Consider the following 21,476-nt stretch of genomic DNA (forward strand, 5'->3'; position numbering starts at 1 on the left):
GTATTTCATTAGTTTTACTTATGAATTACCCGGGGTGAGCGTAGAAGACAGGTGAGCGAGCGCATAATTTCAGACCTCATATTACCCCAGCGACGACTTTTGCAAGAGGTCTATTGAATTACTCAAGCAAGCGGGTGCTACCAAGTCGCAAGATTTTTAATGAGAAGATGTAGCGATCGCATTCACCTTCCTGCCAGCACAAACAAAAAACGGGGATGAGTCACCTCATCCCCATATCCTGAATAGTTTTGAATTAATTCAAAACTCAAAACTATTTACAAAGTCGGCACAAATTGCTCTTTTTCTGGTACATCTGTGTACTCAGCAACAATTTGGCGAAACTCTTCACCGTCAATGGTTTCCTTCTCAATCAACAAGTCTACGAGTCGATCGATGACTTCCCGATTTTCGCTCATGATCTTGCAGGCATCTTTGTAGCATTTAGCAACAATTGACCGCACTTGCACATCAATCTGGGAAGCAATTTCCTCAGAATACTCGCTACGGCTCGTCCAATCGCGTCCCAAGAACACTTCACCACTCTGGCTTTCTAGGGACAGTGGGCCGAGGGTAGACATTCCAAACCGCGTAACCATCTGCCGTGCCAAACCTGTCACCTGTTGCAAGTCTCCGCCAGCACCTGTAGTAATCTCGGAATCACCAAAGATGACTTCCTCCGCCGCACGTCCGCCCAAAGCGCCCGTAATGCGTGCCAATAGCTGGGATCTGGAGATTAAGCCTTGATCTTCATTGGGAGTGAACCAGGTTAAGCCACGCGCTTGACCCCGTGGCACGAGGGTGACTTTTTGGACTGGGTCGTGGTCGGTCACTAGGGTACCGACGATTGCGTGTCCTACTTCGTGGTAGGCAATCAGTCGCTTGCTCTTGCTATCCACCAGCGGCGTGCCTTCCATCCCCGCTACCACCCGGTCAACGGCGTCGTTGATTTCCATCATCGTGATGGCCTCTTTGCGACGGCGAGCGGTCAAGATAGCAGCTTCGTTGAGCAGGTTCGCTAAGTCAGCACCTGTGAAGCCTGGAGTGCGTCGGGCGATCGCTTCTAAGGAAACTTCGGGAGCAATTTTTTTGTTCCGTCCGTGGACTTCCAGAACCGCAAGGCGTCCCTTCAGATCCGGTGCATCCACCATCACTTGTCGGTCAAAACGTCCCGGACGCAACAGCGCCGAATCCAGAACATCGGGACGGTTGGTCGCGGCAATGATAATAATTCCGGTATTGCCTTCAAACCCGTCCATTTCTGTCAAGAGCTGGTTGAGGGTTTGTTCCCGTTCGTCGTTCCCACCGCCGATGCCTGCCCCTCTTTGCCGTCCGACGGCATCGATTTCATCAATGAAGATTAAGCAGGGAGCGTTTTCTTTGGCTTTTTTGAATAAGTCCCGGACGCGGGATGCACCGACGCCGACGAACATCTCCACAAATTCCGAACCGGAGATGCTGAAGAAGGGAACCCCGGCTTCTCCTGCGATCGCTTTAGCGAGTAATGTTTTCCCAGTTCCGGGAGGACCAATTAACAGGACGCCTTTGGGAATTTTCGCACCTACGGCGGTGAATTTCTCTGGGAGTTTGAGGAAGGTGACGACTTCTTCAAGTTCTTCTTTGGCTTCTTCGATTCCGGCGACGTCGTCAAATTTGACGCCGGTTTTGGCTTCCATCTGAAATCTAGCTTTTGATTTCCCGAAGTTCATGGCTTGCCCAGGACCGCCAGGAATGTTGCTAGAGCGACGGAATAGGAAGAACAGCCCAGCAATCAACAAAATCGGAAAAATTAAATTCCCCAAAAATCCCCAGATCGCTCCATCATTGCGAGCGGGATGGGTATCAAAGCTGATATTTGCGTTTCTGAGCTTAGCAATCAATTCTGGGGCAGTGGTTGGCAAATCTACCCGCAGCCGTTGGATGCGGTTATCCAGATCCGGATCGACGGCTTCGACAATTGCTGTCCGACCCCCATCGTAGAGGTCAACACTGGTAACTCTTTGGGCATCTAGGTATTCCAGAAAGCGCCCATAGGTCATGCGGGTACTAGCAGTGTTTTTGCCCATATCGGTGGGAGCAGCAGCAAATGCCCCTTGCCAGAGGAAAAACCCTATGACTAAGGCAGGTAATGTCCAAAGTACTAATATTCTCCAGGAAAATTTCATAAATCGGTTGTCTCTAGATACGGCTAATAGAAGCAGATTCAGCGCAGATAAAGCGTTATCACAAACAAGGGATGAGAGCTGATTGAAGGAACTGAAACATTCCTTTTTTTACCTAATTGAGCAAGACTTTAGGCAGGAAATCCCAGCCAAAAGCTGGATTTGCTACCACCAGGACATTTAGGCTTGTCCCTATAGGGCGAACATTGGCACCTTAAACGTGAACTTAATTAAATTTAACTTAATTCTCATCATTGGATCAACTGACTGCTTTGCTTATATCCTTTGAGGACTTTTGTCAAGAGAAATAATCATTGCAGATATTCATCTGTGCGAATCTACGCCCACGCCTGAATATCTTGCAATGAATCAGGAAAATAACCTTCCTCCAAAGGATTGACGCGCCTGCTTCCCAGTTTCAATTCTGGTAAGACAGACGCGCCAGTTGGCTTGAAGCGAGCGCCATCAAACTGAGAAACCCAGTTTCTTTAAGAAACTGGGTTTTTATGAGAGTCAAGGAGAGACGACTAGGCAGGACTTCCAGCCAGTAGTAACCTAGTAGGTTTCTACGTGCCAACGACCAGCCTTCTTGATCGTTCTTTGGTATTCGCTCCAAGTCACCCCATCCTTGGCAGCAGCGGCGGAGAGGGCTTCATCAATGCCCCCTTCCATACCCTTCAAACCGCAGATATAGGTGTGGGTATTCTCTTGCTGAATCATTTTCCAGAGTTCATCAGCGTGTTCAGCCACCCGATCCTGAATGTACATTCTGCCGCCTTCGGGGTTTTTCTGTTCCCGGCTGATGGCATAGGTGAGGCGGAAGTTTTCAGGGTACTGCTGTTGCAGTTCTTCAAGTTCTTCCTTGTACAGGATGTTGGGGCTGGTGGGAATCCCGAAAATGAGCCAAGCTAAACCCTTGTATTCGTAGTCGGTGTTAACTGCTCTTTCATTTTCCTTGAACATCCGCCACAGGTAAGCGCGGAATGGCGCAATACCCGTTCCGGTTGCCAACATGATCACGTTGACATTCGGATCTTCTGGTAACAACATTTCTTTACCAGTTGGTCCGGTAATTTTCACATCGTCCCCAACCTGGAGATTGCACAGATGGGTAGAGCAAACACCATAGACCATTTCGCCCGTTTCTGGATGCTTATACTCTAGTTGCCGGACACACAGCGATACAGTCTTGTCATCAACCTTGTCGCCATGACGAGTCGAGGCAATCGAGTACAGTCTTAGTTTGTGGGGTTTGCCCTTGTTGTCATTTCCCGGCGGGATGATGCCAATACTTTGACCTTCTAAATAACGGAGATCCCCTTGGGAGATGTCAAAGATCAGGTGACGAACGGTGCCGATCCCAGCCTCACCAACTAACTCTTCATTACTCAGACACTTACCAATAAAGGGATTATTCGGGCGGTAGATATTAACGGGAATATCTTTTTCCGTTTTTTCCTTCGCTTGAGTCATAGGCTTACTCTCTTTTGGTGCTTGAGTGTCCTGTGCGACGGTTTGCGAAGTGGCAGGAGCATTCGTTGCACTTGACTCAACGCTTGCGGCAGCAGGGGAGCTGGGGGAGCTACCCTTAGAGCCATTTGCTCCGTTGTCAGCACCCAGAGGGTGGATGCTGACAATTTTGCCGCCCAAACGAGCGATCCGTTGCATTTCTTGATTCATGCGATTGTAGGGCACTGTGATAAACACGCTGCCACTACGACGAATCGGGTAGTTTACGTTGTCAGTTGCTTCGTTCTGACGCAGGCCCACCACTTCATAAACAAAGACGCGGCTACCAGATTCTGAATTGGCAGTACCGTTGGCTGCTGTGGAATTGTACATTGCTCTTAAATATCTCCGAACCCACCTTCTGTTAACATTCTGCTACAAAGCGGTCTTTCCACCACATATCGCTCTGCTGACCGAGGGCAGGTAAAAGAGGGCAATGACTGAATCTGGATAGTTTCTGGATAGTTAACGTCGCTAATATTAGGGATATTCTTCCTCGCCGGATGGCGATTGGGAAACCCTTCGCTAGCTTTTTTTAGGGTAGCCAGCAATTTATTTAAATAATGTCTCCATTGAGTCAATTTAATTTTTCCTTTCTAAAAATGCACGGCACGCCGTAGCATAAATACTGAGCGAGATGATTCCACTGGGGTTAGCTTGTAGCGTCTATCCCGTTCTGGTAAGATACTGTGTAACATCTAGTATTAAATACTTACTGGACGAAGCTTGAGTCTTCCCCAACGGGCCTTACTCTAGGGTGCTGTAAGCTCCTACTGGTTATGCCTTCTTGCTGTGTCGCAAGAGCTGCAAGAGTAACCAACGGGGTGCCCTCCGGGCTGAGGATTTAGATTGCTTAAAACTCAATGAGAAAAAATTTTTTGCGTTAGAGGGAAGCTATGACCAGTCAGCTGGATCGCGTGGTTCTAATTGGTGTTGCTGGAGACTCCGGATGCGGTAAATCTACATTTTTGCGCCGATTAACAGATTTGTTTGGGGAAGATTTCGTCACGGTGATTTGCCTGGACGATTACCATAGCCTGGATCGGAAACAGCGCAAAGAAACTGGAATTACGGCGCTGAACCCCAAGGCGAATAACTTCGATCTGATGGCCGAGCAGATCAAAGCGCTCAAGAACGGTCAGTCCATTGAAAAGCCAATTTACAACCACGAAACCGGCGAGATCGATCCTCCAGAGCGAGTCGATCCTAACCATATTATTGTGATTGAGGGGCTTCATCCTTTGTATGATGAGCGGGTGCGATCGCTCCTCGACTTCAGCGTTTATCTCGACATCAGCGATGACGTTAAGATTGCCTGGAAGATTCAGCGGGATATGGCTGAGCGCGGGCACCGATACGAAGACGTACTCGCTGCCATCAACGCTCGCCGCCCAGATTTTACTGCCTACATCGAGCCGCAGAAGGAACACGCTGACGTTGTGATCCAGGTGTTGCCGACGCAATTAGTCAAGGAAGAGAAGGTAGGTCAAATCCTGCGGGTGCGCTTGCTTCAGCGCGATGGCGTGGAAGGCTTTGAGCCAGCTTATCTATTTGATGAAGGGTCTACGATTGATTGGAGACCCTGCGGTCGTAAGCTAACCTGCGGCTACCCTGGCATCAAGATGTACTATGGCCCAGACTCTTACTATGGTCATGAGGTGTCCGTTCTGGAAGTAGATGGTCAGTTCGACAAGCTAGAGGAAGTCATCTACATTGAAAGCCACCTCAGCAAGACTGCGGCTAAGTACCACGGGGAACTGACCGAACTGTTGCTCAAGCATCGGGAATATCCAGGCTCTAATAACGGAACTGGCTTGTTCCAAGTGCTGGTCGGTCTGAAGATGCGGGCAACCTACGAGCGGTTAACGTCTGGAAAGAGCCAACCGTTGGCAGCGACGAAAGTATAAACTAGACCCCCAAGGGTAGGGATGCACGCTCGTGAGTCCCTACGACTGCGTTCAAAGCCTTCTAGCAAGGGCTATCTAAGTGAATTGCTGACGCGAGAGACTGACAAAAGGCTCTCGCATTTTATTTTAGGTATCTAGGTTTTAATAGAGATATAAATTTTGGGATTGGGTTGAGTAGAAATATGAGAGTGTGGGTTGCCAGTTTTTTGCTGCTGTTTGGCTTTGCAGAAATCTATCAGTGGTTGAAACAGTTCACGCTGCCGTTGCCGGTGTATATTCTGGGAGGTGCGTTTTTAGCGATCGCATCTAACTACGACAAACTATCTAGCTTTCCTTTTTTGCGAAGCCACGAAGACGAACCAGCGTCGATTAAAGACCAGACGCCGCTAGCCATGCGTTCTGTTTCTAGCCAATCTCCATCGAACCTCACGCCTCAATCGCCTCGTCCTATTTCTTTCAAAATCGAAAAGAAGAGGGAGAAAGGTGCGAATAGCAGCCACTCAATATAGTGCTGCTGGGTTGGGGAATTATAATGTTTACCGGCTTACCGAAAGGATTAAGAGCCAGCAACCACCGTTGAGTAAAGCAGTGAGAACTGCACCAATAATCACTCCTTTCATCAATCCCCATCTTTGTTGCCGTCTTAGAGAAAAACTAATTGGAATTACATAGAGAAATTGAAATAAACCAATACAAAGAATTGGTATTCCCAAAATTGGAGTAGCCGTAGTAAAAACAGATAAAAATACCACAATAACAAAAACTAAAATATTTATTCCTAATAGTAGGAATATACCGCCAATTATTCCGGAAATTTCATTTATCGACCTCATAATCTTGTTCCTATAAAGATAAGCTTTTTGCTCCTAGATCGTTGGGTTCTAAGATATAGCGTTTTACAAAGAACTAAAGTACAGTAAATAACAGCCCCCATTTAATAAAGCGGTAAGAACTGCACAAATAATCACCCCTTTCACCATTGCCCGTCGCTGTCGCCGTCTTAGCCAAAAAATAAGCGGAATCACATATAAAAGCTGCCATAAGAATATAGAAATAGCAGAAAACGCCCAAACGATTAAAATAGCGTATCCTCCTCCTAGCAAAGCAGCAATAGGAAAACTTACTAAAAATACTGCTAGACCGGCGATAAGATGCATACCTAATAACAACAGCATTCCGGAAAGTACCCCAAGAAATTCATTTTGATGTTCCATAAAACTCCTGCTGAATCAAATTAATATTTGTTGTTAATAATGGTTTTAGATAGATTAAACCAAGAGGGGACGATTATTAACCAAGTGATATCCAGCACTTCCCTCGCGGTAAAACATATTAAACGTATCAAATGGAATAATCCTCCCATCGGGATGCACAATGTGGATACAGGAACGCTTCACAGAACGGACATCGAAGTTAAAGGGGTCGAGAAACTGTACAATCATCACCCGGAATATATTTTCGTAGGTAATTCCTTCAGGAACAGGTAGTAGTGGCAAGCAACAAAGTAACTGTTTTAAAGATGTTGCAGAAGATGCGGGTGAATGGCTAGTGGAAAACAAATTAAAAATATTTCGCTTTAGCTCATCATCCTGTTCATAAAGAACAGAATTTGGCATGATTTTTACAAAATTATTTGGCTCCAAAAGCCCAGTTAAGGGTATCACTTTGCCCTTAACTTTTAGCGCGTAAGCCATTGCTAAACAATCGGGATGGCAAGGAACTGGGAGAATATCTTCTGGTTTAAAATAGGGACTCTGCTGTAAGATAGAGCGACGAACTTCTGTGAGAGTGTAGCGATCGCGCTCATGCTCAAATCCCTCCAGACGCCCTGCTGCCTGAATCGGTTGAAAGGTAACACCCCGCACGCATCGCTGTTGCAAGGCGTATTCAATGATTTTGCCAACTTCGCCGTCGTTTAGCCCTTTTTTCAGGGTAACGACCAAAGTTGTCGAAATGTTAAACTCGTTGAGATGCGCGATCGCTTGTTCCCGAATCTCTCGCAAATCTGCCCCCCGTAACTCCTTTAATGCTGCCGCCTCAAAGCTATCAAATTGGAGATAGACTTCAATTCCGGGCATATATTGACTTAAGCGATCGCAAAAATTTCGGTCTTTGGCAATTTTAATACCATTGGTATTGATCATTAAATGGCGAATTGGCTTACTTTTAGTAATATCCAGAATTTTAAAAAACTCTGGATGAATCGTTGGTTCGCCCCCACTAATTTGCACAACCTGGGGTTCTCCTTCATTCGCCACCACCGCATCAATCATTCTTTCAATTTGCTCTAAGGTGCGATGACGCCGGGATTGACTAGAATGTTGAGAAACTTCTTCTGTGCCCGAATCTGCGTAACAAATTGGGCAGGAAAGATTGCAGCGATCTGTTACTTCTACTAAAGTTAAACAGCTATGTTGTTCGTGATCGGGGCAAAGTCCGCAGTCATAGGGGCAGCCATATTTTATGGGAGTATTAAATTTAAGCGGCATATCCCCTGGTTTGATAAATTCCTGGGAGAGTTTGTAATAATCGATATCATCAGCAATTAAGACTTCTTGATGTCCGTGGGTAGGACAGTGCTTTACCAGGTAAACGCAATCATCTCGAAAAATAATTTTTGCCTCAACTTTAACCAGACATTTAGAGCAAACGCTGTTAGTTAAAGCATAGAAAAGGTAGTTTCGGGTAGGCATATATTTTTTGTTAAAATGATTACAATCGGTTGATCGGCTTTTTTTATTGATATTAGGTGTATAGATTCACAGGTTTCCAATTATAGGAAAATGCTTCGTTATCATTTGCAACTCAGTTATAAGGTTTAAGAGAAGAGATCGATCGTTGGAGAAATTAAAGGTTAAAGTGTTGGCATTACCAATTAGATAAGTTGTTTTTCAAGTCCATTGGATGTGTCCTAAATTATTAATTTCTGATTTTAGGTTTATCAATCCTTCCATTGTATTTAGTTCGGCAACGCCAGATAGCGTTTGAGATATCTCTTTAAGTTATTTCAAGAAACTACTTATTTCCTCAGTCCGTATATCACCCGAAAAATTAGCGTGATAGCCAGGTAAAATTATCCAAGTTTCTGAATTAATCCAATTTTTATCCCAATAATTGTCTGTATCGAGATTGTTATTCCTTGAATATCAATGATTACTTTTTCTTGCTTTCCCTTGATAGTAAATTGCATTGGATGATTGAAAAACGAACAATTTTAGAATACTGCTCCGATAATATAAAATTCCCAATAAACAAGCAAGTTGAATAGCACTCAGTCCCAAAATAGGGTGAGAATCGGGTTTTAGAAAATCTATTAAAAAGCGAAAACTCAAATAAGAAATCATGTAAAACTTAAATAATTCGCCTTCTTGCCGATAGTAGCGGCTGCGAATTTGTAAAAATATCATTAAAATTAGTAAAAAAATAACTTCATATAATTGAGTCGGATGCCGGGGAATGCCATCACCAAAATCTACTCCCCAAGGTAATTGAGTGGGAATGCCGTAAGTGCGATCGCTTAATCCCGTCAAAAAGCAGCCAATCCGTCCCACCGCCGTTCCCACAATCAAGGGATAAACAAAAACATCGCCGGTAGATCGATTGACACCAATCATTTTCTTGGTAATTTCTACACCAATCAATCCACCGAGTAACGCCCCTACGACCGTTTTTCCTTGAAGGAGAACCAAAAAGAATAGTTGCCAATTATTCCCAATTAAATCGATGTGCTGTAGTAAAACCAGCGCTTTCGCACCGACTAGCGCCCCTACCAAGCCACCGACAATTACCGAACTGCGCTGCGTGGGTGCGATCGCGTCTTTGCGAGCATTTTTGATTAATAAACGGAAAGCGATCGCATACGCCAACGACTCAAACAAAATATGAGGGTGAATCCGCACCGAACCCAGCCACAAATAAACCGGGAAACTCATTATTTGTATCTCCGCTTGAGGATAGTGCCTCCTCGTGGCTTGAAAATATACCCGACAAGCCCTGTTGCCTGGAGCTAGACAGAGGTTGCCTAGACGATATCATACCCACCCAAGCTTGTAGAAGCTATATTTCCTGGAACTCTTCACAGAAGATTGCTATCCTCTGCTAAAGGATTAAAAATTTCTTGCCAGCAATATATGGCAAGGCATTTTACATGCAAAATCTAAATCTTCCGCATGAAAATTGTTAATAACTGTCAAGTAATAAATAAAAAACTATATGATGTGTAAACATGCATCGCCAGATTTGAGAATTAATCAGGACTAGAGTCTCCGTCAACATCAGGGAAAGCATCAAGGAGATGATTTGAGCGAACTAGGTAGGTAAAGTGAAAAATGGCAATCCCAGCGGCAGAATCCCCAATTACCGAGAGCAGCAAAGTGGAAGCAGAGAATAATCGTTTCTTCACGCTCTCACTGGATATGTTTTTCATCGCTGGTTTCGACGGCTATTTCAAGCGACTGAACCCGATGTGCGAAAAAACGCTCCTGTTCACATCTGAGGAATTTCTAGCCAAGCCGTGGATTGCATTTATTCATCCCAAAGACCGGGAATCTACGCTGGTTCAATTGCAGGAACTATCCAGCACCGGGGAGACGGTCACTTTTGAAAACCGCTTTCGCTGCAAAGACGGAACCTACAAATGGCTGCTGTGGAATGCCGCCCTGTGCGCGGAAGAACAATTAATTTACGCCGCTGCCCGTGACATTACCGAGCGCAAACAGGCAGAAGAGGAACTACGGCAAAGCGAAGAGCGTTTCCGCTTGTTAATCAAAAATGTCAAAGACTATGCAATTTATATGCTCGATACCAGTGGGAAAGTTATTAGTTGGAACAAAGGGGCGGAGAGGCTGAACGGGTATCAGGCAGAGGAAATTATTGGTCGGCATTTCTCCTGCTTTTTTCCTTCCAGCGAGAGCAGGAGCGGCAAACCTGAGCAAGTTCTACAAAAGGCAGCATTAGACGGTCGGTGTGAATGGGAAACTTTACGCTTACACCAAGACGGGTCGCAGTTTTGGGCAAATGTTGTCGTGACAGCTTTACGAAGTGAAGATGGACGGCTGCGCGGCTTTGCCACAATAACGAGGGATATCACCGAACGCAAGCGATCGCAAGCAGCGCTGGAACAAGCAAATAACGACTTAGAAAGACGAGTCGAGGAACGCACCGCTGAATTAAAAGCCGCCAATGAGCTGCTAAAGAGGGAAGTTAAAGAGCGTCAGCAAGCGGAGAAAGCTTTGCGACAATCAGAAGCGCAATTGCGAGAAAAAGCAGCAAAGCTAAAACAAGCCTTAAGCGAATTAAAACAAACTCAAACCCAGCTGATTCAAAGTGCAAAAATGTCCAGTCTGGGACAATTGGTTGCTGGTATTGCCCACGAAATCAACAATCCTGTCAGTTTCATCTACGGGAATCTCGACTACGCCATTCACTATATTCAAAGCTTGATCGAGTTGTTGCAACTTTATGGAAAACACTCCCCCGAACCCCCTGAGGAAATCCAGGATCTGATAGATGAAATCGATCTCGATTTCGTGATCGCAGATATGCCGAAACTGCTGTCCTCAATGAAGTTAGGGGCTGACCGCATTCGGCAAATTGTCGCCTCTCTGCGGAACTTCTCGCGCCATGACCAAGCAGAAAAGAAGTCGGTCAACATTCACGAAGGCATTGACAACACTCTGAGATTGCTGCAAGACCGCTTAAAAGCTACCGCTACCCATCCGGCGATCGAGGTCGTTAAAGAATATGGCGACCTACCATTGGTGGAGTGCTATGCCGGTCAGTTCAACCAGGTATTAATGAATATCCTCAATAATGCGATTGATGCCCTGGAGGAGGCAGAGGGACCCAGAAGCAAAGGGGCACAGGAGATGGTATCTCCCTGGCTTTCTGGCTCCCCGGCTCCTCAGTCTTGTATTCGGATTTGTACCGAGGTCAAAGACAGCGATCGCATCGCCATCCGGATTGCTGATAATGGCCCTGGGATGAACGAGGAAGTCCGTCGTAAGTTATTTGACCCCTTCTTTACCACGAAACCGATAGGCACAGGTACGGGACTCGGCTTGTCCATTAGCTATCAGATTGTCGTCGAAAAGCACGGCGGTCAATTGACTTGTGTTTCCGAACCGGGAAAGGGGGCAGAGTTTTTAATTGAAATTCCGATTCGGCAGACTCGTTCGGAACCAGCTCTGTCTCGGTGCGCCTGAGAAACAATTAAAAGTTAGAAATTAAAGTTTTAATTGACTTGACAAACCCACTTCCAAAGCGGGTGACTTTGTCCTTGCTGGCGAATCCGATATACCTGTTGCTCTAAGCGATGTTGTTCCCGACTGGATATTCCTAGTAAAATATTCCGGCTTTGCCACACCAATACAGAAGCTGTCATGCCAATGCACAAAGCAAGTCCCAGAGCTGGCAGTGGATTGTAATAAAGTCCATATCGCACTGCCGCCCAGGTAAAGTATTCCCGCAATAGAAAAATTGGGTAGCGCAAGCCCCAGAGACTCAAGGGACCAATGGTAATCCAAAGCAACCCGGCGACCAACCACCTGCCGTAGACAGTCAGCCGGTGTAACCTTTGCACTTGCTGTTGGAAGCTTGGATCATCGGCATGGCTGAGGGGGTTGCGGGTCAGAGGTTCAGAAGGGCACAGGGGTAGAGGAGAAGTTGAATCTAGATTATCCTGTACTTCCCCGCTCTCCGGCTCTCCAGCTCCTCTGCGCCCTTGCTCCCAGCGATCGTCTCTTGCCTGATTCATTGCTTCTTGCCTTATGCCCTTCAGATTTCATCAGAAGCTTTGGGTTCCGTTGCCGCAATAGCGATCGCTTGACCCGTCCGTTCTCTCCACCAAGCTAAAAGGGTGCTCGAAATGAAGATACTGGAATAAGCACCGGCGGCAAACCCAACAATCAGAGCTAAGGCAAAGTTTTTCAGCGTTTCTCCACCAAAGAAAAAGATGGAAAACAAAGTCAGCAACACTGTAAAGGTGGTGTTAATCGAACGAGTCAGGGTTTGATTAACCGCGTCTTCGACAATCTGGTTAATATGCTCTCCAGGATTCAGTTTAATGACTTCCCGAACCCGGTCGTAGATCACCACCGTATCGTTGACCGAGAAACCGATGATAGTCAAGATAGCGACGACAAATAAGCTATCTACCTCAGTACCGAACACCAAGCTCAAGATGGCGAAAAACCCCAGGGTGATCAAAACATCGTGGAGCAAGGCAACAAAGGCGAACAAGGAGTAATCGAACTGGAAGCGAAAGGTCAGGTAAACAAAAATACCCACGAAGGAGAGCAAGATAGCCAGTAGACCAGAGGCAAACAACTGGCGTCCAAGGGTAGGGCCAACCGTGTCTATCTGAGTCTTTTGGGGATCGAAGGCTCTGAGTTGGTTTAAGGCATTTTGCAGTTTGGTACGTTGGTTAACATCCAACGCTTTGGTGCGGATGGACAAACCCGGCTGAGTTTGCCCTAAAGCGTTTTGAGTTAAAGCTTGGATGCTACTGTCACCCAAACCCTGAGCTGCGATAACTTCCCGAACTGCCCCGATATCAATCGGTTTATCGCAGTTATTTGGTTTAGAACAGTCGAGTTCAAACTGTAACCGCGTACCGCCGACAAAATCTAAACTGGGACGTAACGGCGCACCAATCTGCGTCCAGTTGATTGCCATTGCAATCAGCCCAACCAGGATAAGGACGGCAGAAATCGTCCACCAGAGCGATCGCCGTTTGATTAGATTTAGTTTCATGATCCTACCCCTGGCTCAGACTTCCTTGATGCTGGTAGATTTGGACAAAACCATTGTGGCTTGCGTAATTCTGGAAAGCTGATGGCTGTCATGAGCAGGGTGCGACTACAAGTAATCGCTGTAAACATACTCACTAAAACTCCAATTGCTAGCGTCAGAGCAAACCCTTTGACCAAACCCGAACCCAGCCAAAACATAAAACCACAAGCAATTAACGTCGTTACGTTACCGTCCAAAATGCTGGAAAATGCCCGATAAAAACCAGATTCTACCGAGCGATATAAACTCTTCCCGGCTCTTAATTCTTCTCGCGTCCGCTCAAAAATCAGTACATTGGCATCTACTGCCATCCCGATACTGAGAATAAAACCAGCAATCCCAGGGAGAGTCAAGGTAACGCCGAGTAAAACAAAGGCAGATAAGCACAATAGCGAATATATGAATAGGGCTATCCCAGCAATTGCCCCCGGTAAGCGGTAATAGACACCGATGAAGATCAACACTAGAATCAGACCGCCGATAGAAGCGTTGATACTGCTTTGGACACTATCTCGCCCCAGGGTTGCCCCCACGGTACGGTTTTCAATGATTTCCACTGGGTAGGGTAGGGCACCGCCCCGCAGCTGGACGACTAGCTCGTTGGCTTCTTCTAAGCTAAAGTTGCCTGTAATCTCGGCACCGCCGCCGCTGATGCCTTCTTGGGCATACTTCACTTCAACGGTAGCAGCGCTGAGCAGTTCTTCATCTAAGAAGATTCCTAAAGTGCGTCCCGTCCCAGCAATATTTTTGGTCAACTGGGCAAAGCGTCCGCCTCCTTCAGGATCAAAGGAAATGTTGACACTCCAGTTGTCGCTCGTCTGAAAAGGTCGAGCGGTGGCTCCTGTGAGGTTTTTGCCTGTAAGTGGGGGGTTGGTGCGCTCAAACAAAGCTGCGATCGCTTGGTTACTCCGCTGGAGAGCTTCCTGATTTTTCGCGATCTCCGCTTCATCTTTCGTCTTTCTCAACTCATCCTGCTTCGCTTTTAATTCCCGTCGCAGCTGTTGTTCAATTTGCAACTGGGTTTCCGAACCCGGTTTTTGTTCGCGGAAATCCAATTGAGCAGTGCCACCCAGCACCCGTTCTGCTTGCTCCGGATCGCTGACCCCCGGTAGCTGCACCAAAACCTGGTCTTGTCCGACCGTTTGCACGATTGCTTCAGAGACCCCAAGACCGTTAATCCGGTTCTCTACGACTTTCTGAACTGCTTCTAAATCTTCTCGCGTGATTTCTTTGCCTTCAGTGGGTTTCACCTGAAGCGTCAGTTGCGATCCCCCTTGAAGGTCTAATCCCAGCCGAATTGGAATCCTGGCAAGCACGGTGATAGAAGCAATCACCAGAACCAGAATTAAGGCTAATAAAGAACGCTGTCTCTGCATACCACGACCCGCTCAAACAAATGCTATGATAATCCCTTTTGGGCTGGTCGATCCGGATTGATTGTCAGCGGGCATTAGTCATTAGTCATTCGTCATTAGTAATTGACTTCGACTAGGGACTAAGGACTAATGACCGATCACACTTGGAGTGCCATCATCTTTTGCACGGCTTCCACAATTTGCTCTGGTTGGACAATCGTCAACCGCTCCAGCGCTCCGTTATAAGGTGTGGGAATATCCTGGGAAGATAGGCGCAGAACGGGCGCATCTAGCTCATCAAATAGCCGATCGTTAATTGAAGCTGTCAATTCTGCCGCAATTCCGCCGGTTTTCATGCATTCCTCCACGATAATCACCCGGTGGGTTTTCCGCACGGAAGCACCGATGGTATCGAAATCCAGCGGCTTGAGGGAAATTAGGTCAATTACTTCCGGATCGAAACCTTCTTTTTCCATCTGTTTTGCCGCTTGCATCACATGGTGACGCATCCGCGAATAAGTGAGGATCGTGACATCCTTGCCTTGCCGCACGACTTCTGCCTTATCTAGGGGCAGCACATATTCTTCCTCTGGTAAATCTTCTTTCAAGTTGTAGAGGAGGACGTGTTCAAAGAATAAAACCGGATTATCGTCGCGGATGGCAGCCTTTAACAATCCTTTGGCGTTGTAAGGTGTGGAGCAGGCGACAATTTTTAAACCTGGCACCGCTTGGAAATAAGCTTCTAGTCGCTGAGAGTGTTCGGCACCCAATTGACGACCGACGCCACCTGGCCCCCGAATCACCATCGGAATTTTGAAGTTGCCGCCGGAGGTATAGCGCAGCATTCCAGCGTTGTTAGAGATTTGGTTGAAGGCAAGGAGCAAAAAGCCCATGTTCATGCCTTCGATAATTGGTCTGAGACCTGTCATTGCAGCGCCCACTGCCATGCCGGTGAAGCTGTTTTCGGCAATGGGGGTGTCGAGTACGCGCAAGTCACCATATTTTTTGTACAGGTCTCTGGTGACTTTGTACGAGCCGCCATAGTGACCGACATCTTCACCAAGGACAAATACGGCTGAGTCGCGTGCCATTTCTTCGTCTATGGCTGCGCGGAGGGCGTTGAAGAATAAAGTTTCTGCCATCGGTACAGTAGAGGAGAGGAGTTTGATCGGGTCAGATTAGGATTTTAACCTCTTGAGGCTCTAGAATTTTGCCAGCGATCGCACATCGCTCTGGATTGATGAACCGGAAGCGATCGCACTTTGTTCATCGGCAAATCTATCGTAGTATTGACAAAAGCTTAAAAATATGCAAAAACCCGTTTTCTCAAAGAAGACGGGTTTTATGGGAAAATTATGATTAATCAACCTACAGCTTTCTTGACTTCACGTACCTTTTAAGAGCCACGCAAGTAAAAAGTGAAACTCAAACAATTTTTCCTTTTTACTTTTCCCTTTTTTAAAGCAGGCGGAAGGTGAAGGGATAGCGGTAGGGTTGATCGGGATTACCCAAACAGTGAGTAATTGCCAGAATCGTCAGTGCCCAATGAACGATAAACCCGATAGGTCCGAGGATAAAGCCCAATAAACCAAGGGTGATAAAAGTTAAGAAGGCAATAATCGCTCCATAGAACCAAACATTGAAGTGAAAGTTGATTGCTTCTTTGGCATTGTCTTTCACAACTGGATCATCGGATACAAATAACATCGCGACGGGTATCCCGATAGACACCAGTGTCGTACTAAGAAAGATCGAGCCATGAGATAGTACCGACAACAACTTTCGCTTGTCCGTGTCGTACATCTAAACCCCCTAATGCTTCTGTTGCGTTGCCTCTAGTCAAGACTGTAACACGCGATCGCTGGGGGTGAGCCGCACGCTAGCGAACGGCTTTCCGTACCCGAAAGACACAAAAGCTTCTGGTACTAAAGCAGAGAGAAGTTATCCTGAAACAGCGGCAGAATTTCGGTCACTGACCGCAGCCGTTTGCCGATGTTGCTGCCGAATTGGAATCGCGATTGCGAACTCCGCCCCCTGTCCCGGTGCTGAAACGCATTTCAAGCTGCCGCCGTGTTTTTCGACTACAATTTGATAACTGATAGATAACCCCAAACCTGTGCCGCTACCAACAGGTTTAGTTGTAAAGAAGGGGTCAAAAAGCTTTTGGCGTACCTCCTCCGTTATCCCAAGACCATTATCAGAAATCCGAACCACAACTTGACGATCGTCTTGAACTTCAGTGCGAATCCGAATCCAAGGCAGGGGCACTGGGGAACAAAGCTGCTGGGGAGAGTGTACCAAATTCTCCTCTGCACTTCTGCGCCTCTGTGCCTCTGCCTCTTCCAAGGCATCAATTGCATTGGTGATGATATTTATAAATACTTGATTCAGTTGCCTCGCATAACACTCGATAGGGGGCAGATTACCATACTCTTTAATAATTTCAATCGCTGGGCGTCCCAGTTTCCCTTTCAGGCGGTTTTGCAGGATCAGCAGCGTACTGTCAATGCCTTCGTGGAGATTAACCGCCTTCACCTCTGCCTCATCCAAGCGCGAGAAGTTTCGCAACGATAAGACAATTTCGCGGATACGGTTCGTCCCCGCCTTCATTGAGGACAGCATTTTGGGTAAGTCTTCCTGAAGAAAATCTAAGTCAAGGTTCTCCACGACTGCGGCAATTTCAGGAACAGGTTCGCAATCGTGTTGCTGATAGAGGCGAATCAGATGTAGTAATTCTTTTGTATATTGGTCGGTGTGAATTAGATTGGCGTAAATAAAGTTAATAGGGTTATTAATTTCGTGAGCAACACCAGCAACCAATTGACCCAAGCTAGACATTTTTTCGCTCTGAATCAATTGAGATTGGGTTTGTTTCAACTCACATAAGGTTTTTTCTAGATGAAGTGTCTGTTCTCTTAATTGCGCTTCCGATTTTTGTAAAGCGATTTCTGCCTGCTTGCGTTCGCGAAGCGCGGCTTGCCGTTCGCTAATATTGCGTACTATTACCAAAGCTTCTGATTCTAAGCTACGCGCATACCGAGCCTCATAATCGTGCTGGTTGCCGTCTAGGGAAGTCATTTGATACTCGTAGAGTTGTGTTTCACCGGAAGCGATCGCTTTCGATACGTTGTACATGGTAGCTTCAGCCAACTCAGCAGGTAATACCTCCCACACGCTTTTCCCCAAAAAGTGACTGGGAGGCATCGCCAGAGCATCTTCTCTAGGCGCTTGAAAGTCCATAAAAGTCCCATCACTACAAATCCGAAACAACATATCCGGTAGGGCTTGGATGAAGGCGCGATTTTTCGCTTCACTTTCCCGCAATGCCGCCTCTACTTGCTTGCGTTGAGTAATGTCGCTTGCTACGACTACAATCCCTTTACGGCTTCCATCTGGGTTGAATAAGGGCACCTTGGCGACATCAAACTTCTTCGCTGAACCATCGGGTAATAAAATCTCTTCTTCGTAATGGCTAATGGTTTCTGCACGCCACGCTCTTTCATCGGATTCTTGACAACCAAAAAGAGCTTCCTGATAAAATTCTGTATATTCTTCTAGTTCTGCGTCTGTCTTACCCTGATAATCGACACCTTCGAGCTGAAAAAGCTTCAGTCCTTCTTGATTCGAGATCAGCCAGCGTCCTTCACCGTCTTTCATATTCACCACGTTCGGAACCGCATCAATCAGGGTATTTAGCCAGTATTCTTGACTTCGCAGCTGCGCCTCTATCTGCTGACGTTCCTGAATTTCTGATTTCAGTCGGCGGTTGGCTTCCTCGATCTGAGCGGGACTGGGCAGTGCTAGGATGTTAGGAATCAATGACATCAATACGATACCTGTCGCCACAGAAATCACAGCAGCTACAGCTTTCACTAACCCTGACAGCCAATACATTGGGTGCCATAGGGTCCAGATTTCCAACACATGACTTGTCCCACAAGCGATGATGAAGCTGCCAAACAACAGAAATACCCAATCAAAGGGCAAATCGCCTCGCTTGCGGACAATGTAAACCAACAGCAGCGGAATTGAATAATAAGCCAGGGCGATTAAACCATCTGACAGAATATGCAGCCACACTAGCCCTGTTTTCCATAAGTAGCAGTGTCCGTGCGGGATAAATTGCCCGGAAGTAAAAAGATTGTGCAAGAGTGATGGCATAAAGTCTCCTTGGGGTTGCTACTTTATAGCTAGATATCGATATAGCTAGATATCGCTTGCTCGCGAGAGTTGGCATGGGCAGGTCTGCACCGGATAAATTACAGTTGTTTTGTAATCTGGCAAAAAGACGGTTGGTTTCTTAGCGTAGAACTTAAAAAAAAACTTGCTTTGCTTAGCGCCTTGTATTTGGATTCGTCAGCAGTGCGTAATTTTTGATAGGAGACGAGTATTAACGGAATATATCCGCTTAGAATTAAATTAAGTAGATAGATATAAAGAAAGTGCAACCTTAAACGAAACTTCCCTGCGTTCTCAGTTCACCCACAAGTCGGGGGAAGAAGGGTGAGAATTTTTATTGACGAAAGAGAGAAACTTTCTCCCTTTCTTGGGGCGAAAAGTCTAAACAGAGGAAACCTCTGTTAGCATTAGGTTCTCGCGAATGGAGGAGCAAAGCTTGTCAACACAGCAGGCGAATGGGCAAGGTCTTCCGGTTAATTGGACTTACCTCCTTAGACAAAACTGCTAGCGAATTGCGGCTAGCAGGAGTGAATCTAAATTTTTGATGAAGGTGAGAGTTGTTAATCGAGAATGTTACTGAAAGAAGCGATCGCGTCTTAGTCCAATCGGAACCCTAGAACGAATAAAAGTAAAAAGGCTATCTCCGGTTTGGGTTGTTCCGTCTGTTGTATACGGATACGCTTCATCGTTTCACAATCTAACCTTTTATAATTTTTGTTGAAAGTACCGAACCAGGCATCCGAATGTTTACTGATTTCCAGTCCCCAGAAGCAACCACTCAATCTGAAATACAAGCAGCGGTTGAGCGTCGGCGTAACTTTGCGATTATTTCTCACCCTGACGCCGGTAAAACGACGCTGACCGAAAAGCTGTTGCTGTACGGAGGTGCGATTCACGAAGCGGGGGCGGTGAAGGCGCGTCGAGCGCAAAAAAAGGCAACTTCTGACTGGATGGAGATGGAGCAACAGCGAGGAATTTCGATTACCTCGACGGTGTTGCAGTTTGCATATCACAACTGTCAGATTAATTTGCTGGATACTCCGGGACACCAAGATTTCAGTGAAGATACGTATCGGACGCTGGCGGCAGCAGATAATGCGGTGATGCTGATTGACGCAGCGAAAGGTTTGGAACCGCAAACACGGAAGCTATTTGAAGTATGCCGGATGAGAAAAATCCCCATCTTCACTTTTGTGAATAAACTCGACCGCCCCGGACGGGAACCATTGGAACTGCTGGATGAAATTGAGCAGGAATTGGGATTGCAAACCTATGCCGTAAACTGGCCAATAGGAATGGGCGATCGCTTCAAGGGCGTCTACGACCGACGGCAGCAGAAAATTCACCTATTTGAGCGCAGCGCACATGGCAAGCGGGAAGCCCTGGATACCGTTGTAGACGTGGGAGATCCCCGAATTGAAGAACTGCTAGAGCAAGAACTTTACTATCAGCTCAAAGAAGATTTAGAACTCCTGGAAGGCGTTGGCTCAGAACTGGATCTAGACCTAGTTCATCAAGGCACAATGACGCCCGTGTTCTTTGGTAGCGCCATGACCAACTTTGGGGTGGAGTTATTTTTGGATGCTTTTCTCGACTACGCCCTCAAACCCGGTTCAAGGCTAAGCAGCAATGGGGCAATTCCACCGACTTATCCAGAATTCACTGGTTTTGTCTTCAAGCTGCAAGCCAATATGGACCCGAAGCACCGCGACAGAATAGCATTTGTCCGCGTCTGTACCGGCAAGTTTGAAAAAGACATGACGGTGAATCATGCCCGTACTGGCAAAACTGTTCGTTTGTCTCGTCCTCAGAAACTATTTGCCCAAGATAGAGAATCGATTGAAGAAGCGTATCCCGGCGATGTCATTGGATTGAACAATCCGGGCGTCTTTGCGATTGGGGATACGATTTATACGGGTCAGAAGCTGGAGTATGAAGGGATTCCCTGCTTCTCGCCAGAATTGTTTGCTTATCTGAAAAACCCCAACCCTTCTAAGTTCAAGCAATTTCACAAGGGCGTCTCGGAATTGCGGGAAGAAGGTGCAGTGCAAATCATGTACTCCGTGGATGAAGGCAAACGCGACCCAATTCTAGCAGCGGTGGGACAATTGCAATTTGAGGTAGTGCAATTTCGCTTGCAGAATGAATACAGTGTTGAAACTCACACAGAATTATTGCCTTATAGTGTGGCTCGTTGGGTAGCCGGTGGCTGGGAGGCTCTGCAAAAAGTGGGACGTCTTTTCAACACCGTAACGGTGAAGGATAGCTGGGGGCGTCCGGTGCTGTTGTTCCGAAACGAATGGAATTGTCAGCAGGTGCAAGCGGATCATCCAGAGTTGAAGTTAAATTCTGTAGCGCCTGTAGCGGCGGGGCAACAACCAGTAGATTTTTGACCCAAGCGCTTGGTGAAAGCCAATACCTCACTGGTTTCCTGGGTCATGATTGATGTTTCCCAGCCTGAAACAGGCTGGGTGCCACTGTCCCGCCGGAGCCGGATATCAAAAAAGGTGGACACTTGCCCACCTTACCTACTCTCATCTTCCGTTTTATCTAGAAAGGGCGGGGTTTCCCCGCCC

At 46.7% G+C, this 21,476-nt stretch carries 17 protein-coding genes; 4 read left to right on the forward strand and 13 right to left on the reverse strand.

The features are described from left to right. Nucleotides 1-275 precede the first annotated feature (275 nt). Both ftsH2 and petH read right to left on the reverse strand, forming a co-directional pair. Entirely contained in the window at nucleotides 276-2,162 is a 1,887-nt protein-coding gene (ftsH2, locus tag H6F52_RS08150; protein WP_190533566.1) for an ATP-dependent zinc metalloprotease FtsH2, read from the reverse strand. Between the two features lie 552 nt (nucleotides 2,163-2,714). Continuing rightward, entirely contained in the window at nucleotides 2,715-4,001 is a 1,287-nt protein-coding gene (gene petH / locus H6F52_RS08155; protein ID WP_190414499.1) for a ferredoxin--NADP reductase, read from the reverse strand. A 563-nt stretch (nucleotides 4,002-4,564) separates the two neighbouring features. On the opposite strand from petH, the gene H6F52_RS08160 reads away from it, so the two are divergent. Both H6F52_RS08160 and H6F52_RS08165 read left to right on the forward strand, forming a co-directional pair. Continuing rightward, entirely contained in the window at nucleotides 4,565-5,575 is a 1,011-nt protein-coding gene (locus H6F52_RS08160) for a phosphoribulokinase (protein WP_190414500.1), read from the forward strand. Nucleotides 5,576-5,757: 182 nt separating this feature from the next. Then, nucleotides 5,758-6,084, forward strand: a complete 327-nt coding sequence (locus H6F52_RS08165; protein ID WP_190533569.1) for a hypothetical protein — start codon at nucleotides 5,758-5,760, stop codon at nucleotides 6,082-6,084. 27 nt (nucleotides 6,085-6,111) lie between these two features. On the opposite strand, the gene H6F52_RS08170 is transcribed toward H6F52_RS08165, so the two are convergent. The 4 genes from H6F52_RS08170 to H6F52_RS08185 all read right to left on the reverse strand — a co-directional run bounded on the left by H6F52_RS08170 (nucleotide 6,112) and on the right by H6F52_RS08185 (nucleotide 9,507). After that, nucleotides 6,112-6,408 (reverse strand): hypothetical protein, encoded by a 297-nt coding sequence (locus H6F52_RS08170; RefSeq protein WP_190533571.1) that lies wholly within the window; start codon nucleotides 6,406-6,408, stop codon nucleotides 6,112-6,114. A gap of 63 nt (nucleotides 6,409-6,471) precedes the next feature. Continuing rightward, nucleotides 6,472-6,789 carry a hypothetical protein gene (locus tag H6F52_RS08175; protein WP_190533574.1) on the reverse strand — a complete coding sequence of 106 codons (318 nt, stop codon included), beginning with the start codon at nucleotides 6,787-6,789 and terminating at the stop codon, nucleotides 6,472-6,474. Nucleotides 6,790-6,843: 54 nt separating this feature from the next. Further along, on the reverse strand, nucleotides 6,844-8,268 hold the full coding sequence (locus tag H6F52_RS08180) for a radical SAM protein (protein ID WP_190533577.1): 1,425 nt from the start codon (nucleotides 8,266-8,268) through the stop codon (nucleotides 6,844-6,846). 453 nt (nucleotides 8,269-8,721) lie between these two features. Further along, the gene (locus tag H6F52_RS08185; RefSeq protein ID WP_190533580.1) at nucleotides 8,722-9,507 is read right to left on the reverse strand and encodes a prolipoprotein diacylglyceryl transferase family protein; all 786 of its coding nucleotides are present in this window, start codon (nucleotides 9,505-9,507) and stop codon (nucleotides 8,722-8,724) included. Between the two features lie 396 nt (nucleotides 9,508-9,903). Here H6F52_RS08185 and H6F52_RS08190 point away from each other — a divergent pair, with 396 nt between their 5' ends. After that, a complete protein-coding gene (locus tag H6F52_RS08190; RefSeq protein ID WP_190533583.1) occupies nucleotides 9,904-11,778 on the forward strand; it encodes a PAS domain S-box protein in 1,875 nt (624 codons plus the stop codon). Nucleotides 11,779-11,807: 29 nt separating this feature from the next. On the opposite strand, the gene H6F52_RS08195 is transcribed toward H6F52_RS08190, so the two are convergent. The 7 genes from H6F52_RS08195 to H6F52_RS08225 all read right to left on the reverse strand — a co-directional run bounded on the left by H6F52_RS08195 (nucleotide 11,808) and on the right by H6F52_RS08225 (nucleotide 18,882). After that, on the reverse strand, nucleotides 11,808-12,224 hold the full coding sequence (locus tag H6F52_RS08195; protein ID WP_190533779.1) for a hypothetical protein: 417 nt from the start codon (nucleotides 12,222-12,224) through the stop codon (nucleotides 11,808-11,810). Between the two features lie 125 nt (nucleotides 12,225-12,349). Further along, nucleotides 12,350-13,327: a protein translocase subunit SecF gene (gene secF, locus H6F52_RS08200; protein WP_190414508.1), complete on the reverse strand. Its 978-nt coding sequence runs from the start codon at nucleotides 13,325-13,327 to the stop codon at nucleotides 12,350-12,352. Beyond that, nucleotides 13,324-14,742 (reverse strand): protein translocase subunit SecD, encoded by a 1,419-nt coding sequence (gene secD / locus H6F52_RS08205; protein WP_190414509.1) that lies wholly within the window; start codon nucleotides 14,740-14,742, stop codon nucleotides 13,324-13,326. Before secD ends, secF begins: the two co-directional genes overlap by 4 nt. Nucleotides 14,743-14,879: 137 nt before the next feature. Continuing rightward, nucleotides 14,880-15,863, reverse strand: coding sequence for an alpha-ketoacid dehydrogenase subunit beta (locus H6F52_RS08210; protein ID WP_190414510.1), 984 nt, complete (start codon nucleotides 15,861-15,863; stop codon nucleotides 14,880-14,882). A gap of 60 nt (nucleotides 15,864-15,923) precedes the next feature. Next, entirely contained in the window at nucleotides 15,924-16,088 is a 165-nt protein-coding gene (locus tag H6F52_RS08215; protein ID WP_190533586.1) for a hypothetical protein, read from the reverse strand. A gap of 91 nt (nucleotides 16,089-16,179) precedes the next feature. Continuing rightward, on the reverse strand, nucleotides 16,180-16,524 hold the full coding sequence (locus H6F52_RS08220; RefSeq protein WP_190414512.1) for a DUF4870 domain-containing protein: 345 nt from the start codon (nucleotides 16,522-16,524) through the stop codon (nucleotides 16,180-16,182). A 138-nt stretch (nucleotides 16,525-16,662) separates the two neighbouring features. Next, nucleotides 16,663-18,882 carry an ATP-binding protein gene (locus H6F52_RS08225; RefSeq protein ID WP_190533589.1) on the reverse strand — a complete coding sequence of 740 codons (2,220 nt, stop codon included), beginning with the start codon at nucleotides 18,880-18,882 and terminating at the stop codon, nucleotides 16,663-16,665. A 761-nt stretch (nucleotides 18,883-19,643) separates the two neighbouring features. On the opposite strand from H6F52_RS08225, the gene prfC reads away from it, so the two are divergent. Beyond that, nucleotides 19,644-21,293, forward strand: a complete 1,650-nt coding sequence (prfC, locus tag H6F52_RS08230; RefSeq protein ID WP_190533593.1) for a peptide chain release factor 3 — start codon at nucleotides 19,644-19,646, stop codon at nucleotides 21,291-21,293. The last annotated feature ends 183 nt before the right edge of the window (nucleotides 21,294-21,476 follow it).

The sequence above is a fragment of the Coleofasciculus sp. FACHB-542 genome (assembly GCF_014695825.1).
Classification (GTDB): Bacteria; Cyanobacteriota; Cyanobacteriia; order Cyanobacteriales; family FACHB-T130; genus FACHB-T130.

What these genes read in the sequence shown, in the direction of transcription:
- ftsH2 (WP_190533566.1), bottom strand. Translation starts at nt 2,162, where the DNA reads ATGAAATTTTCCTGGAGAATATTAGTACTTTGGACATTACCTGCCTTA.
- petH (WP_190414499.1), bottom strand. Translation starts at nt 4,001, where the DNA reads ATGTACAATTCCACAGCAGCCAACGGTACTGCCAATTCAGAATCTGGT.
- H6F52_RS08160 (WP_190414500.1), top strand. Translation starts at nt 4,565, where the DNA reads ATGACCAGTCAGCTGGATCGCGTGGTTCTAATTGGTGTTGCTGGAGAC.
- H6F52_RS08165 (WP_190533569.1), top strand. Translation starts at nt 5,758, where the DNA reads ATGAGAGTGTGGGTTGCCAGTTTTTTGCTGCTGTTTGGCTTTGCAGAA.
- H6F52_RS08170 (WP_190533571.1), bottom strand. Translation starts at nt 6,408, where the DNA reads ATGAGGTCGATAAATGAAATTTCCGGAATAATTGGCGGTATATTCCTA.
- H6F52_RS08175 (WP_190533574.1), bottom strand. Translation starts at nt 6,789, where the DNA reads ATGGAACATCAAAATGAATTTCTTGGGGTACTTTCCGGAATGCTGTTG.
- H6F52_RS08180 (WP_190533577.1), bottom strand. Translation starts at nt 8,268, where the DNA reads ATGCCTACCCGAAACTACCTTTTCTATGCTTTAACTAACAGCGTTTGC.
- H6F52_RS08185 (WP_190533580.1), bottom strand. Translation starts at nt 9,507, where the DNA reads ATGAGTTTCCCGGTTTATTTGTGGCTGGGTTCGGTGCGGATTCACCCT.
- H6F52_RS08190 (WP_190533583.1), top strand. Translation starts at nt 9,904, where the DNA reads ATGGCAATCCCAGCGGCAGAATCCCCAATTACCGAGAGCAGCAAAGTG.
- secF (WP_190414508.1), bottom strand. Translation starts at nt 13,327, where the DNA reads ATGAAACTAAATCTAATCAAACGGCGATCGCTCTGGTGGACGATTTCT.
- secD (WP_190414509.1), bottom strand. Translation starts at nt 14,742, where the DNA reads ATGCAGAGACAGCGTTCTTTATTAGCCTTAATTCTGGTTCTGGTGATT.
- H6F52_RS08210 (WP_190414510.1), bottom strand. Translation starts at nt 15,863, where the DNA reads ATGGCAGAAACTTTATTCTTCAACGCCCTCCGCGCAGCCATAGACGAA.
- H6F52_RS08220 (WP_190414512.1), bottom strand. Translation starts at nt 16,524, where the DNA reads ATGTACGACACGGACAAGCGAAAGTTGTTGTCGGTACTATCTCATGGC.
- H6F52_RS08225 (WP_190533589.1), bottom strand. Translation starts at nt 18,882, where the DNA reads ATGCCATCACTCTTGCACAATCTTTTTACTTCCGGGCAATTTATCCCG.
- prfC (WP_190533593.1), top strand. Translation starts at nt 19,644, where the DNA reads ATGTTTACTGATTTCCAGTCCCCAGAAGCAACCACTCAATCTGAAATA.